Raw genomic sequence first — 12,574 nt, forward strand, 5'->3', positions numbered from 1 at the left:
CATAGCAGTTGTTTGGGGATATTTTGCAGAGCTGAGACATGGGGAAGTAGGTTGGTTTATTGGACGACTTATATTCATGCCATTATTCGTTTTTGCTATAAGTAGGTTTACGAAATCGGAATAGATGTAGAAAAGTTATTTTGAGTATGCTCATGAGCTGGTTTGTATTGTCGAAGGAGCCGGGAACTTATGTGTTACTTTAAGGAAAATAACAGATTGGATTTAGTAACTTGGAGGGAAGACCTTTCTTGCAGTCGGGTACATAATATCTTCAAAAGTTAAAAGAGAAAGGTTTTCCAATCGAGAAACTGCTCAACAGTTATATTGTTCAGAAGGAACGGTTCGAAATAGAATTAAACGGATGTAACGTGCGTAAGAAGTTATTGTTTGAGCTTCTTACGCATTTTTTATAGAAAATAGAGGCGGTATGCACACAAGCGACATAAAGCGAAAGATGGTGATCACGAAAATTCAAGCTTTGTACCCTAACCATATTGTGGGTCACTTTTTCCTTGGGCTCTTTCTATTTAGTTTCGAATTCTACTAAAGGTTAGTTGTGAAACGTGTGAAATTGTTACAAGCTTGGAAAAATTAGATAAAATATAAGTGAATAGTATATAGAAAAAATAAGGAAAGGAGGAAGTTCATGGCGCAGAAAAAATGGAGTCTTTAAGTCGTGAAGAACCTTTCACGTAAACTGGATTTCGTTTGGCTCGCAAGGTCGAATTTTGCCCTGCGGCTTATTTTTGGAAAGTGTGAAAGGTGCAAGGTTCACGACAAAAAGGAATCGGCTTTATCGAGTAATATAAATTATTAATTAAAACTATTTTATAGAAAAGGGTGGTTAAGTGGGGAATGTTACACAGAGGATTTATGAGGAAATTAAAAATGACTTACCTAAAATTGAGCAAGGTTTAAAAACAAAGAATGGGTCTGGAAGGCTTTGGAAGAATTTAAAGAGTAAGTATTCAATTCTTATTCCTGAAATAGATGGAAAAGTAAAAGAATCAGGGAAAATTTCATCTGGAGGAGAAGAATTTGATTATAGATCTGAATTAGAACAATTTAAAGAAGTAATACTAGCTTACTTGATTATTAACCCTATAGATGAACAATCTAATGAAGAGGTTTCGAATAAAGCTAATCAATTATTGAATGAAGCTAGCCCTAGTGGTGTCGATGACACGATTATTAAGAAAATAGAGGAGTCTAAAATATATATTCGTTCCTCAAAATCTGGAGAAAAACAAATAGCTTTAGAAAAAATATGGGATTGTTTAGAAAGGCTTAAAACTATTTTGGGCGAAAATAAGAAAGACTCTATAAAAAGAATGATAAATAGAGTTAGTCATGGTTCAGATGAGATTAAAGAAAGATTAAATTCCGAGTTTAATGAATTAACGTCAATTGGAAACACCTTTCAAATTAGACACTTTGAAACTGATACTGAAGAAATTTTGTCAGATTCGTTTAGAGAATATCTATATTTTAGGGTTCTTAGTTTAGTTAGTTATTGCATAAACGAAATTAAAAATTATTAGTATAAATTATTAAACAATAGAATACTTAAATTGAGTGTTTAAAACTTAGCGAGAAACGCTTTCTTTCTTATCTTGATATAAGAGTAACATCTTCGATTTATCCCGAATGGTCTTGAGTCCTCGTTATACGTGCGTTTATACAGAAAAACAGGAAGCATTTATTTCTATGTCTGAACATAAAAAAAGAGGAAGGCACCGGGCCTCCCTCTTTAAAATACGAGAAAATGGACAAAAAAGGTGAGAAGGACTCCGAACACTCCCCCTACGAACACTTCCACAGGCTGGTGTCCGAGCATTTCCTTGATCTCTTCGCGTTTCTCGAATCCTTCTTTCGTTCCCCAGCCTCTCGCCTGTTCGACGAACCGCTGGAAATCGTTCAGAAGAATATTGAGCATAATCGCCTGCTCTCCGGACTGCCTGCGAACACCGGTGGAATCGAACATCACGATAATGGCGAAGACGGTGGCTACGGAGAATATGGCGGAGTCGAAACCCTGCTCGATTCCGACACCGGTCGCAAGTGCGGTGACGGCAGCGGAGTGACTGGACGGCATGCCGCCCGTGGAGAAGGCGAGTTTACCGTCGATTTTTCGTGAAGCTATAAATGAAATCGGGATTTTGATACCCTGAGCGAGAAAAATAGCAAGAATTGCCGCCCAGAGAGGGAAGTTCTGGAGGATATCCATAGCGATCTTCAGCCTTTCTGCATGAAACCTGTATTATGTATTGCATATTATACGTTAAAGTAAAAGCCTCCCGCAATGAGGAGGCTTGTTTGATTAATCCTGGATTACAGCGTCGAGTGCGATTTCCATCATGTCGGTGAAAGTGGTCTGACGTTCTTCGGACGTCGTCTCTTCTCCGGTAAGGATGTGATCACTTACGGTAAGGACGGTAAGCGCCTGACGATTGTATTTTGCCGCCAGCGTATAAAGGGCGCTCGTTTCCATTTCGATGGCCAGCACGTTATAGTCAGCAAGTTTCTGGTTAAACTCTTTTGCGTTGTCGCGGTAGAACTGATCACTCGTAAACACGTTCCCGACGTGAAGATTGAGATTCTTTTTCACTCCGGCATCGTAGGCGTTTCTGAGAAGGGTGAAGTCGGCACTCGGGGCGAAATCGACTTCTCCGAAAGTGGCACGGTTCATGCTCGAATCGGTAGAGGACGTATTCGCAAGGATAACATCGCGGACATTCACATCTTCCTGGATAGCGCCGCAGGAACCGACTCTTACAAGTTTCTGCACATCATATGCATCCATAAGTTCGTTCACATAGATGGAAATGGACGGAACTCCCATCCCTGTTCCCTGGACGGAAACCCTTTCTCCTTTATACGTACCGGTATAACCGTACATACCGCGTACTTCATTATAACATACCGCATCTTCAAGAAAATTCTCCGCAATAAACTTGGCGCGTAGCGGATCTCCCGGAAGAAGTACTTTATCGGCGATATCGCCTTTATTAGCTCCAATATGTGTAGTCATTATAGCTCCTCCTTTAACCGTCTTTCTTATCTAAATTATCATAACGGTTTCATTAAGACAAATGCCCGGTTTGACAGGGGTGGACTTCTCCCCGTTTCTAAAGTACTTTTACTTGAAGTACTGCTTTTCTAGATCCTGAAGACGGGTCAGCGCTTTCTGATTGAACTCTGTATCCCGTCGCTCCAGTTTCTTTTTGTATTTCTGTACGGAATCTTCCAGGGATTTCATGTAATCAGGGATTTCATCGTCGTAAGGATGAACTGCCTGTTTGTCGACGTTAGCTTTTTCATGGTGGGCCAGGGCTTTTCGCTGATGGAAAAACACATCTTCGGTCTGGCCCGGATTGTGCAGGTCACCCTGGGCCGGGTGTGTGTGTACGGCAAGGACCTCGACAAGAAATTTGGAACCGCGGTCTTCTTTGACTTTTCCTATGTACGTCCCTGTTTTATAAAACGCTTTTACCGTATCATCGATTTTCACTTCATCCATAATTTGGACACCTCCTATGACATTTCTATGAGAATAATAACATATTTACTGCTGAACCCGACCGTTCTTTGTTACAATGAACGCAGGGAGCGTGGTACGATACTATGGATTTTCTATATTTTCCACAGGATAAAACAGAATACATTCCGTCAATGATTATGCTGGCATTGTTCATGGTGGCTGCAATTGTAACTGTCTATATTTTCGTGAAAGCTTCGAAACGGGAAGAAGACCACGTGCCGGAGCATCTGAAGGATGATCCTCATTATTATGAGCGGGAAGAGAATAAATAGAAAAAGCGCGTGACCCCTTGAGGTTCAACCACCCCGGGGATCACGCGTTTTTTTACGCTTTCGATTTTACGGCTTTAATGATTCTGTCCACGCCTTCTTCTACGGTCTTATGCGGAGCAGCGATATTCATGCGCATGAATCCTTCTCCTTCTTTACCGAAAGAAGCTCCATCGTTAAGACCGACTTTCGCCTCCTCATTCATGAATTTTTTCAGTTCGTCGGGACCAAGGCCGAGCTTCCGGCAGTCGAGCCACAGCAAATATGTGCCTTCCGGCTCGATCACTGTAATGGTATCCGTCTCTGCATGAAAGCGGTCGCGCGCGTATTCCACGTTATCCGTAAGGGTTTTCTGGAGATTTTCAAGCCATTCCTCTCCATGTTTATAGGCAGCTTCAAGAGCGGTGAGACCGAGAGTGTTCAGCATGTTGACTCCCTGACTCTGGAACTGGCGATTCAGTCTTTCGCGTTTTTTCTCATCCTTCGTTACGACATACGATGCCTGCAGACCGGCCAGGTTGAAAGTTTTGGTCGGAGAGTAGCAGGTGACGGTGACATCATCGATTTCATCGCTTAGTGAGGCGATGGATGTATGACTGTTGTCGCCAAGGAGCAGATCCGAATGGATCTCATCCGATAAAATCGTAACGTTATGTTTCACACATATGTCGGCCATCTGTTTCAATTCAGATGCCGTCCATACGCGCCCCACCGGGTTATGAGGGCTGCATAGAATGAACAGCGGAACATTGTTGTCTTTGATTTTCTGTTCGAAATCCTCAAAATCAATGGTGTAACGGCTCCCGTCGAAGTTCAACTCATTTTCGACGATATGCCGTCCATGTGTTTTCACGACGTTGTAAAACGGAGGGTATACAGGAGTCTGGATCAGTATATGGTCGCCGACTTCGGATAGTGCCTGCACGAGCATATGCAGGCTCGGAACTACGCCGGGGCTGTAAGTGATCCAGTCTTTGTCGATGTCGTAATTGTAATGGTTTTTCACCCAGTTCCGGATTGTCTGTTTTACTTCTTCATCCGGGAGAGTGTAGCCGAAAATTCCGTGGGCTACTCTGTTTTCCAGCGCAGTCGTTACCGCATCCGGGACCTGGAAGTCCATATCTGCAACCCACATCGGGAGAATCTCTTTATTCTCGAATAGACTTTCAGCAAAGTCCCACTTCACGGAACGCGTACCCTTTCTATCAATCACTTCATCAAAATTGGCCATATTCCTCACCTCATTCATTAATGTATACATACATCTTAACGGAAAACATGGGAAGTTGTTAACTAAAGGGGAACGTTTGCGGAGAAAAATAAGGAAAAGCACGTTCTCAGAAGTAAAAAAAAGCAAAGCGATAAATTATCGCTTTGCTTACACAGGGGGAATACGAGAAAGTCTTACATTATATAATATAGCCGGGAGAACCGGAGATTAAACATATTTCCGGTAAAAATTTCAGGAAAGTTATTTTTGAATAATAACAACTCTTGTGCTATAATAACTAATTGTGTAAAGAAACGAATAAATAAATCAGGAGTTGTATAGTATGGCAGAGAATTTTCAAGAAGGTCAAGTCGTAGAAGGTAAAGTAACAGGAATCCAACCGTATGGTGCATTCGTTGCACTTGATGATAAGGTTCAGGGTCTCGTACACATTTCGGAAGTGACACACGGTTTCGTTAAAGATGTTAACGAACACCTTTCAGAAGGAGACGAAGTACAGGTTAAGATTTTGAATATAGATGAAGCGAAGAACAAATATTCACTTTCTATCCGTGCTACTCAGGAAGCTCCAAAGCGTGCTCCTAAACAGAACAATCGTCAGCAGGCGTCTTCCGCTCCAAAAGAAGACCAGTCCGGTTTCAACACTTTGAAAGACAAGCTTGAAGACTGGATCAAACAATCCGACGATCGCGAAAAATATCGTAACTAAGTCCGGGGACCTCCCGGGCTTTTTTTATTTGGTCAATCATATCTTTTGAGATGTGAACGAGATTTCTTCATACTTAACGGGAACGAAAAAAAGGAGGAATTTTCAGTATGAAATCATTTGTTTTTCATAATCCGACCAAACTGATCTTCGGTAAAGATCAGGTAAAAACACTTCCGGACCATTTGCCTGCAGGTACGAAAAACGTACTTCTCGTCTACGGCGGTGGCAGCATAAAGAAAAATGGTGTATATGATGACGTAATGGAGCAGTTGAATAATGAAGGGGCTGCCGTTACGGAACTGTCCGGCGTGGAACCGAACCCGAAACTGACAACGGTGCGTGAAGGCGTCGAATTGTGCCGTGAAAAAGATATAGATTTCATTCTCGCTGTCGGCGGAGGCAGTGTCATTGATGCTGTGAAGACGATTGCCGCAGCTGCGAAATACGAAGGGGATGCCTGGGATCTCGTTACGAGAAAAGCGGCTCCTGTAGATGCTCTTCCGTTCGGCACCGTACTTACAATGGCAGCGACAGCCAGTGAAATGAACGCCGGCTCGGTCATCACGAACTGGGAGACGAATGAAAAGTACGGATGGGGTCATCCGCCTTATACGAACCCGACGTTTTCTATTCTCGATCCCCAAAACACCGTGACGGTTCCGAAAGATCAGACCGTCTATGGCATCGTTGATATGATGACTCACCTGATGGAACAGTATTTCCACGAGGAAACGCAGTCTCCTGTACAGGATGAGATGATCGAAGGGGTCATGCGTGCTGTGAAGGACACCGCTCCGAAACTTCTCGAAGACCTCTCGAACTATGAACACCGCGAGACGATTATGTATGCCGGAACGCTTGCTCTTAACGGAATGATGCAGATGGGGTACAAAGGAGACTGGGCCTCCCACAACATTGAGCACGCCGTTTCGGCCGTTTACGACATTCCGCATGCCGGCGGTCTTGCTATCCTGTTCCCGAACTGGATGGAGTACAATATCGACGTACAGACGAAGCGTTTCGCCCGTCTTGGTGAAAAAGTGTTCGGTATCGACACGGAAGGCAAAACGGACAAAGAAGTCGGCCTGGAGGGCATCAGAGCCCTCAGAAAATTCTGGAGTTCTCTCGGCGCACCGGAAACGCTCGCCGATTACGACATTTCCGATGAGAAATTCGATACGATCGTGGACCGTGCCATGAAACGCGGACCATTCGGTAATTTCTCCGAACTTCAGGAAAACGACGTTTACCGCGTTCTCGAGCTTTCCAAATAAGAAAAGATCACCGAGTTTCAGTTATAGGAGAAACACGAGCATTAGGATTAAAATTGAATAGTATATACAGAAACCGGGCCTATAGGGGTTCGGTTTTTGTTTTGGTAAGAGAGGCGGAAGGGAAGGAAAAAGCGGAATCACCACACGACGAATGAGTCCTGCTGCTTTTCCTATTAAAAGGAGAGACCCCACTGGCTACAGAAGAAAATTCTGATTCGAATACACTCATTTTTGTAAAAAGTATTTGACATAATAGGCGACGATGCTACAATAAAAGTGTCAAAAACATTTTACATTATAACGGGAGGTATTGGATGGACTGGGTTAAAGTCGTATATGCGTTCGTTTTGCTTGCATGTGCTGTGTATATTTTGAGTGTAACTTTTTTCGCAAGAGGGGACGAAAGAAAGAAATTTATCAACCGCAAGGCTCAATCGTATACGTTCGGAGTGGTTTTCGGAACGCTGATTTTCGAAATCATCAACGTGATTGTTCAGACGTTCCGTGGGAACCCCGCCAGCTACGGGGAAGGGATCTCACCGCTCATGTTCCTCACCATAATTATAGTCATCTACATGGGAACGCTGCTATTCTACAGAAATAAGTATGGGGATTAACTATGGAAAATCAGATCAAAGAACTCAGAAAAACGGCAAAGCTGTCGCAGGAGGAACTGGCCAGGGCCTGTAAAGTTTCCAGACAGACGATAAATGCAATCGAGAACAATAAATATGATCCTACCCTGCAGCTGGCGTTCGATATTGCCTCCGTGCTCGACTCCACTGTGGATGATCTCTTTGTTCCGAAGAGGTAGGCGGGCTCCCCTGTGTTTACTTGATTTCAATTTAGTGATTCTGTAAAGTTAATGAATGAAAATACACCAAGGATCAGGAGGAGTTCAGATGACGCACGTACGTTTTGATTATGATAAAGCATTGAAGTTTATGAACGAACATGAGGTCGGCTATATGCAGGACGCCGTTTCTCTTGCCCACCGTGCCCTGCACGAAGGAACCGGGGCCGGGAGTGATTTTCTCGGGTGGTTGGATCTGCCTGAAAACTACGATCAGGAGGAATTCGGACGTATCGAGAAATCGGCGGAGAAGATTAAAGCTGATTCGGACGTATTGCTCGTTATCGGTATCGGAGGGTCGTACCTCGGAGCGCGGGCGGCGATTGAAATGCTGCAGCACAGTTTCTTTAATGAACTCGAAGACCGCAGCGCACCTCAGGTATTTTTCGTAGGTAACAACATAAGCTCTTCCTATATCAACGACCTGCTTGAACTGATAAGGGATAAAGACGTTTCCATCAACGTTATTTCGAAAAGTGGCACGACGACGGAACCGGCGATCGCCTTCCGCATTTTCCGTAAATTCCTTGAAGAGAAATACGGCGAAGAAGAAGCGACGAAACGGATTTACGCCACCACTGATAAGAAGAAAGGTGCGCTCAAAACACTGGCGGATGAACGGGGATATGAAAGTTTTGTCGTACCGGATGATGTCGGAGGACGGTACTCCGTTCTGACAGCAGTCGGCTTACTTCCAATTGCCGCCTCCGGTATTCCGATACAGGAAATAATGAAAGGCGCCCGCAAAGCTCAGCACGAACTTTCCGGTTCTTCCCTGGAAGATAACCCTGCGTATCAGTATGCGGCCGTCCGTAATATTTTCTACAATAAAGGCAAATCGATTGAAATGCTCGTGAACTATGAACCGGGGCTGCAGTACTTCTCCGAATGGTGGAAGCAGTTGTTTGGAGAAAGTGAAGGGAAGGACCAGAAAGGCATTTTCCCTGCATCGGCAAACTTCTCGACAGATCTGCACTCTCTCGGTCAGTTCATACAGGACGGTCGCAAAGATCTGTTCGAAACGGTTCTTCACGTGGAGACACCGAAGTCCGATTATACGCTCGAAGCGGAAGAGAATGACCTGGACGGGCTGAACTACCTCGCCGGTAAAACGATTTCCGAAGTGAACGAGAAAGCGTACCAGGGTACGATGCTTGCACATACGGACGGAGATGTCCCGAATCTGATTGTCCACGTGCCCGAGATGGATGCCTACACATTCGGTTATCTCGTATATTTCTTTGAGAAAGCCTGTGCCATCAGCGGGTATATCCTCGGAGTGAACCCGTTCGATCAGCCGGGAGTGGAAGCGTATAAGAAGAATATGTTTGCCCTCCTCGGCAAACCCGGCTTTGAAAAAGAGAAAGAAGAACTGGAGAATCGTCTGTAAAAAATAGCATAGCACGTGTGAAACCGGGCCCCTGGGGTCCGGTTTTTGTGTTACTGAGCCGGTTTCTTTTATTTTCGTGCCCTTCAGGAGGCAAGGGAGGGGCTGAAGGGCACGAAAAACCGCTTTTCCTGCCGCTGGGGAGAAAAAACCGGCGCCGAACGTCACGATTACGGGATGATCGTTACCTTCAGGCCGATTCTCAACGTGTGGAGGGAAGGAAACGCGGCATTTCCATGAAAAAAGAACGCATTTCTATACAACAACAAAAAAACTCCCCGCTTCTTCCTGCGGGGAGTTTTCACATTCGTCTATTACACGTGTTTTTGTGCCGTAGCCATGATTTCTTCTTTCGGCTGGAAACCGACGGCCTGGTCTACAACTTCCCCGTCTTTAAGGAAAAGAAGGGTAGGAATGCTCATTACGCTGTGCTTCTGAGCAGTTTCCGGATTTTCGTCAACGTTCAATTGTACGACGCTGATCTGATTGTCCTCTTCATCGATCTCCTCAAGTACAGGAGCAATCATTTTGCAGGGACCGCACCACGGAGCTCCGAATTCAGCTACGACGAGACCATCTTTCGTCTCCTCGGTGAATGTGGAATCTGTAACATCTTTAACAGCCATGCTATCTCTCCTTCGTGCCATTATTTCTAACCGTTAAAATCAAACTAAGTGGTTAGAATTACACTTTAAAATATGATAGGATAAAAGTCAACCATTCAGTTTAAGGAGAATGTATATGACTGCTATAGCAGAAACGGGATATTCTTATATCAGTGATCATCTTTTCGTGAACTTCCTGAATACGATCAATGGGGCAGACAGCCAGGTGACGGACCTTCTCATGCAGGAGGCCGGGACCTATAAGTGGCTGGAGTTGATGTACAGCCGGGAACTGCTCAATGCTGAACAATTGAAGAAGCTGAAGGAAGAAACTTTTGATGAGGACGCGATCCGCGATTTCCGCGACAGGGGCAGGGAGTATGTATTGGAAGGGAAACACCCGGAATTCATCTCGTCGCTGACCGGGAACGTGAAGCAGGCGCCTCTCTACTTTGATAAGCATTTAAATCCGGTCCCGGGTTGCGGGGGCAGCCCTGGCCTTCTCTCCCTCCTTTCTTATAAAATGCTCGAAGCATACAAGGACAACATTTTTTCCAGAATAAAAAAATGTCATTCCCCTGCCTGTTATGCATTATTCGTGGATTACAGCGGGAGAAGGAAATGGTGCTCCATGGAAATATGCGGCAACCGTACAAAAGCACGAAAGCACTATGCAAAGAAAAAGGAATAATCCGAAGTACAGAGAATTCATAGTACAGAACGGAAATACTGAATAAAGGGGACGATGTTATGAGTGAGAAAAATACGGACTTTCTTATGGAGCTGCTGAACACAGCCTCTCCTTCAAGCTATGAAATGCCGATTCAGAAAAAATGGATGGAGGCGATGAAACCTTACGCGGATGAAATCCGCACGGATCATGCCGGGAACGTGATCGCCGTCAGGAACCCGGAAGCCGAAATGAAAGTGATGCTTGCCGGTCACTGTGATGAAATAGCGCTTGTAGTGAACAGAATCGATGACGACGGATACGTATATATCGATAAAATGGGCGGCGTGAACCCGAAAGCGGCCATAGGAATGAAAGTGGATATTCTCGGTACACACGGCCGTCTCTCGGGCGTTATTGGAGTCAATGCTCAGCATCACGGTGGCATCAAGGGGGATTTTGACCTGAGCGATCTGTTCATTGACTGCGGGGCGAAATCCAGGGAGGAAGTCACTGAATATGTACAGATCGGGGACCTTGCCGTTTATAGACGGACGCCGGAAGTGATGATGGACAGATACGTTACCGGACGGGGACTTGATAACAGAACCGGCCAGTATATCGTGGGAGAAGTGCTGAGGAGACTCCATCAGACGGACGTTAATGTGGGAGTATATGCAGCCAGCACCGTAAATGAAGAAACGAATATGGGAGGAGCTTATTTCGCTGCAGCCGGAGTGGAACCTTCCATGGCTATCGCCTGCGACGTCACGTTTGCTACCGATTATCCGGGAGTCGATAAAAAAATACACGGGGACGTGGAGCTTGAGAAAGGCCCGGTGCTCGCCAAAGGAGCACCGATCAACCGGAATATTAATCAATTGCTTGAAAAAGCAGCCGGGGAGAAGGATATTTCCCTTCAATATGAACTTACGTCACGAGCTACCGGTACAGATGCCGATCGGATGAGGCTGACCGGGAAAGGCGTACCTGTAAGTCTCGTTTCCCTTCCGCTCAGATATATGCACTCACCGGTCGAAACGGCCAGTCTTGAAGATATAGAGGAGTGCATCGAGCTCCTCGTAACGTTCATCAGTAATTTGAGCGGCGAGGAGAGCCTTAACCCGCTGGATTTAGTATGAATTCAGATGATTTTCATTAAAACAAAGACGAGACCCGAATGCAGGGTCTCGTCTTTGTTTCGTATGAATCATTCTTCTTCATCCACGCGGATACGGGCGGTAGGCATCGCTTCGAGTCTTTCGACCGGAATGTCTTTGCCGGAAATTTCGCTTTTTCCATACGTGCCTTTTTCGATCTTCTCAAGACCGTCCACTGCAGCGAGATAACGCTCGCGTGCTGTGTCAAAAAGTGTCTGTTCTTTGGACTGTTCGTGCATTTCTGTACCGGAGTCGGCCGGGTGGTCCTGGATGGAGGAGATATCCCCGGTGTTGTCTTTCGAATATTCTCCGTTTTCATATCCGTCGTGGTGACGTTCCATTTCTTCTTCCGCTTCTTCTTTGATTTCGGTAAGCCGCTGTTTGAAGTGTTGCAGTTGTTCTTCGGATAGCATAAAATAATCCTCCTTATAGATTCACGCAGGAACGACACCGAGAGTGCAGCGGGACACGGACAGGTTATTACCGTCTTCGTCGGTGATCTCCACCGACCACACCATGGTACGCCCGCCCCGGTGCACCGGTACTGCCTTTGCATATACCGTTCCGTCACGTTTACTTCTGATGTGGTTAGCGTTGATTTCGATGCCGAATACCTGCTGCTGTTCGGGGTCGATGTTCAGAAATCCTCCGATACTTGCTGCCGATTCCGCCAGCGCAACGTTGGCGCCGCCGTGAAGAAAACCCATCGGCTGATGAGTCCGGTTATCCACAGGCATCGACATCTTCACCTGTTCCTTATCCGCTTCTATCAGTTCTATTCCAAGCGTTTCCATTAAAGTGTTTTTCAACATTTCTTTCATGGCGCTCATTCCTTTCCAGTTTTCCCGTAATTTTTCCGTTCAAACTTAAGAGTG

16 protein-coding genes are annotated in these 12,574 nt (G+C 45.3%); 9 read left to right on the forward strand and 7 right to left on the reverse strand.

The genetic code is table 11. The annotated features are described in order from the left end of the window. The first annotated feature begins 848 nt into the window (after positions 1 to 848). Positions 849 to 1,541 carry a hypothetical protein gene (locus CKW00_RS04645; RefSeq protein ID WP_095821603.1) on the forward strand — a complete coding sequence of 231 codons (693 nt, stop codon included), beginning with the start codon at positions 849 to 851 and terminating at the stop codon, positions 1,539 to 1,541. A 209-nt stretch (positions 1,542 to 1,750) separates the two neighbouring features. Here the strand turns inward: CKW00_RS04645 and CKW00_RS04650 are convergent, their stop codons facing one another. The 3 genes from CKW00_RS04650 to CKW00_RS04660 all read right to left on the reverse strand — a co-directional run bounded on the left by CKW00_RS04650 (position 1,751) and on the right by CKW00_RS04660 (position 3,520). After that, entirely contained in the window at positions 1,751 to 2,227 is a 477-nt protein-coding gene (locus CKW00_RS04650; protein ID WP_095821604.1) for a divergent PAP2 family protein, read from the reverse strand. 93 nt (positions 2,228 to 2,320) lie between these two features. Further along, positions 2,321 to 3,031: a purine-nucleoside phosphorylase gene (gene deoD / locus CKW00_RS04655; protein ID WP_008587336.1), complete on the reverse strand. Its 711-nt coding sequence runs from the start codon at positions 3,029 to 3,031 to the stop codon at positions 2,321 to 2,323. Between the two features lie 108 nt (positions 3,032 to 3,139). Next, positions 3,140 to 3,520: a kinase-associated lipoprotein B gene (locus tag CKW00_RS04660; protein ID WP_095821605.1), complete on the reverse strand. Its 381-nt coding sequence runs from the start codon at positions 3,518 to 3,520 to the stop codon at positions 3,140 to 3,142. Between the two features lie 158 nt (positions 3,521 to 3,678). Here CKW00_RS04660 and CKW00_RS04665 point away from each other — a divergent pair, with 158 nt between their 5' ends. Next, a complete protein-coding gene (locus CKW00_RS04665) occupies positions 3,679 to 3,813 on the forward strand; it encodes a hypothetical protein (protein WP_332889039.1) in 135 nt (44 codons plus the stop codon). A 52-nt stretch (positions 3,814 to 3,865) separates the two neighbouring features. Here the strand turns inward: CKW00_RS04665 and CKW00_RS04670 are convergent, their stop codons facing one another. After that, positions 3,866 to 5,041, reverse strand: a complete 1,176-nt coding sequence (locus CKW00_RS04670) for a MalY/PatB family protein (protein WP_095821607.1) — start codon at positions 5,039 to 5,041, stop codon at positions 3,866 to 3,868. Between the two features lie 322 nt (positions 5,042 to 5,363). On the opposite strand from CKW00_RS04670, the gene yugI reads away from it, so the two are divergent. From yugI to CKW00_RS04695, 5 genes are all read left to right on the forward strand, one after another. After that, positions 5,364 to 5,750, forward strand: a complete 387-nt coding sequence (gene yugI, locus CKW00_RS04675; protein WP_008587344.1) for a S1 domain-containing post-transcriptional regulator GSP13 — start codon at positions 5,364 to 5,366, stop codon at positions 5,748 to 5,750. Between the two features lie 107 nt (positions 5,751 to 5,857). Beyond that, the gene (locus tag CKW00_RS04680) at positions 5,858 to 7,024 is read left to right on the forward strand and encodes an iron-containing alcohol dehydrogenase (RefSeq protein WP_095821608.1); all 1,167 of its coding nucleotides are present in this window, start codon (positions 5,858 to 5,860) and stop codon (positions 7,022 to 7,024) included. Positions 7,025 to 7,338: 314 nt separating this feature from the next. Continuing rightward, positions 7,339 to 7,641 (forward strand): hypothetical protein, encoded by a 303-nt coding sequence (locus tag CKW00_RS04685; RefSeq protein ID WP_095821609.1) that lies wholly within the window; start codon positions 7,339 to 7,341, stop codon positions 7,639 to 7,641. Between the two features lie 2 nt (positions 7,642 to 7,643). Beyond that, positions 7,644 to 7,838, forward strand: a complete 195-nt coding sequence (locus CKW00_RS04690; RefSeq protein ID WP_095821610.1) for a helix-turn-helix transcriptional regulator — start codon at positions 7,644 to 7,646, stop codon at positions 7,836 to 7,838. Between the two features lie 88 nt (positions 7,839 to 7,926). Continuing rightward, positions 7,927 to 9,267 carry a glucose-6-phosphate isomerase gene (locus CKW00_RS04695; protein ID WP_095821611.1) on the forward strand — a complete coding sequence of 447 codons (1,341 nt, stop codon included), beginning with the start codon at positions 7,927 to 7,929 and terminating at the stop codon, positions 9,265 to 9,267. A gap of 311 nt (positions 9,268 to 9,578) precedes the next feature. Here CKW00_RS04695 and trxA read toward each other — a convergent pair whose 3' ends face one another. Then, a complete protein-coding gene (gene trxA / locus CKW00_RS04700) occupies positions 9,579 to 9,911 on the reverse strand; it encodes a thioredoxin (protein WP_095821612.1) in 333 nt (110 codons plus the stop codon). Positions 9,912 to 10,005: 94 nt separating this feature from the next. Between trxA and CKW00_RS04705 the strand changes: the two genes are divergently transcribed. Together CKW00_RS04705 and CKW00_RS04710 are read left to right on the forward strand one after the other, a co-directional pair. Beyond that, the gene (locus CKW00_RS04705) at positions 10,006 to 10,560 is read left to right on the forward strand and encodes a CGNR zinc finger domain-containing protein (protein ID WP_095821613.1); all 555 of its coding nucleotides are present in this window, start codon (positions 10,006 to 10,008) and stop codon (positions 10,558 to 10,560) included. Positions 10,561 to 10,619: 59 nt separating this feature from the next. Then, entirely contained in the window at positions 10,620 to 11,681 is a 1,062-nt protein-coding gene (locus CKW00_RS04710) for a M20/M25/M40 family metallo-hydrolase (RefSeq protein ID WP_095821614.1), read from the forward strand. 68 nt (positions 11,682 to 11,749) lie between these two features. On the opposite strand, the gene CKW00_RS04715 is transcribed toward CKW00_RS04710, so the two are convergent. After that, positions 11,750 to 12,112, reverse strand: coding sequence for a TraR/DksA C4-type zinc finger protein (locus CKW00_RS04715; protein WP_008587364.1), 363 nt, complete (start codon positions 12,110 to 12,112; stop codon positions 11,750 to 11,752). Between the two features lie 21 nt (positions 12,113 to 12,133). Next, the gene (locus tag CKW00_RS04720) at positions 12,134 to 12,520 is read right to left on the reverse strand and encodes a PaaI family thioesterase (RefSeq protein ID WP_093107418.1); all 387 of its coding nucleotides are present in this window, start codon (positions 12,518 to 12,520) and stop codon (positions 12,134 to 12,136) included. Positions 12,521 to 12,574: the final 54 nt, after the last annotated feature.

Source organism: Salimicrobium humidisoli, assembly GCF_002295105.1.
Lineage (GTDB): Bacteria > Bacillota > Bacilli > Bacillales > Halobacillaceae > Salimicrobium > Salimicrobium humidisoli.

Excerpts from the sequence above, each read along its gene's own strand:
- CKW00_RS04650 (WP_095821604.1), bottom strand. The coding sequence starts at position 2,227 with ATGGATATCCTCCAGAACTTCCCTCTCTGGGCGGCAATTCTTGCTATT.
- deoD (WP_008587336.1), bottom strand. The coding sequence starts at position 3,031 with ATGACTACACATATTGGAGCTAATAAAGGCGATATCGCCGATAAAGTA.
- CKW00_RS04660 (WP_095821605.1), bottom strand. The coding sequence starts at position 3,520 with ATGGATGAAGTGAAAATCGATGATACGGTAAAAGCGTTTTATAAAACA.
- CKW00_RS04665 (WP_332889039.1), top strand. The coding sequence starts at position 3,679 with ATGCTGGCATTGTTCATGGTGGCTGCAATTGTAACTGTCTATATTTTC.
- CKW00_RS04670 (WP_095821607.1), bottom strand. The coding sequence starts at position 5,041 with ATGGCCAATTTTGATGAAGTGATTGATAGAAAGGGTACGCGTTCCGTG.
- yugI (WP_008587344.1), top strand. The coding sequence starts at position 5,364 with ATGGCAGAGAATTTTCAAGAAGGTCAAGTCGTAGAAGGTAAAGTAACA.
- CKW00_RS04680 (WP_095821608.1), top strand. The coding sequence starts at position 5,858 with ATGAAATCATTTGTTTTTCATAATCCGACCAAACTGATCTTCGGTAAA.
- CKW00_RS04685 (WP_095821609.1), top strand. The coding sequence starts at position 7,339 with ATGGACTGGGTTAAAGTCGTATATGCGTTCGTTTTGCTTGCATGTGCT.
- CKW00_RS04690 (WP_095821610.1), top strand. The coding sequence starts at position 7,644 with ATGGAAAATCAGATCAAAGAACTCAGAAAAACGGCAAAGCTGTCGCAG.
- CKW00_RS04695 (WP_095821611.1), top strand. The coding sequence starts at position 7,927 with ATGACGCACGTACGTTTTGATTATGATAAAGCATTGAAGTTTATGAAC.
- trxA (WP_095821612.1), bottom strand. The coding sequence starts at position 9,911 with ATGGCACGAAGGAGAGATAGCATGGCTGTTAAAGATGTTACAGATTCC.
- CKW00_RS04705 (WP_095821613.1), top strand. The coding sequence starts at position 10,006 with ATGACTGCTATAGCAGAAACGGGATATTCTTATATCAGTGATCATCTT.
- CKW00_RS04710 (WP_095821614.1), top strand. The coding sequence starts at position 10,620 with ATGAGTGAGAAAAATACGGACTTTCTTATGGAGCTGCTGAACACAGCC.
- CKW00_RS04715 (WP_008587364.1), bottom strand. The coding sequence starts at position 12,112 with ATGCTATCCGAAGAACAACTGCAACACTTCAAACAGCGGCTTACCGAA.
- CKW00_RS04720 (WP_093107418.1), bottom strand. The coding sequence starts at position 12,520 with ATGAAAGAAATGTTGAAAAACACTTTAATGGAAACGCTTGGAATAGAA.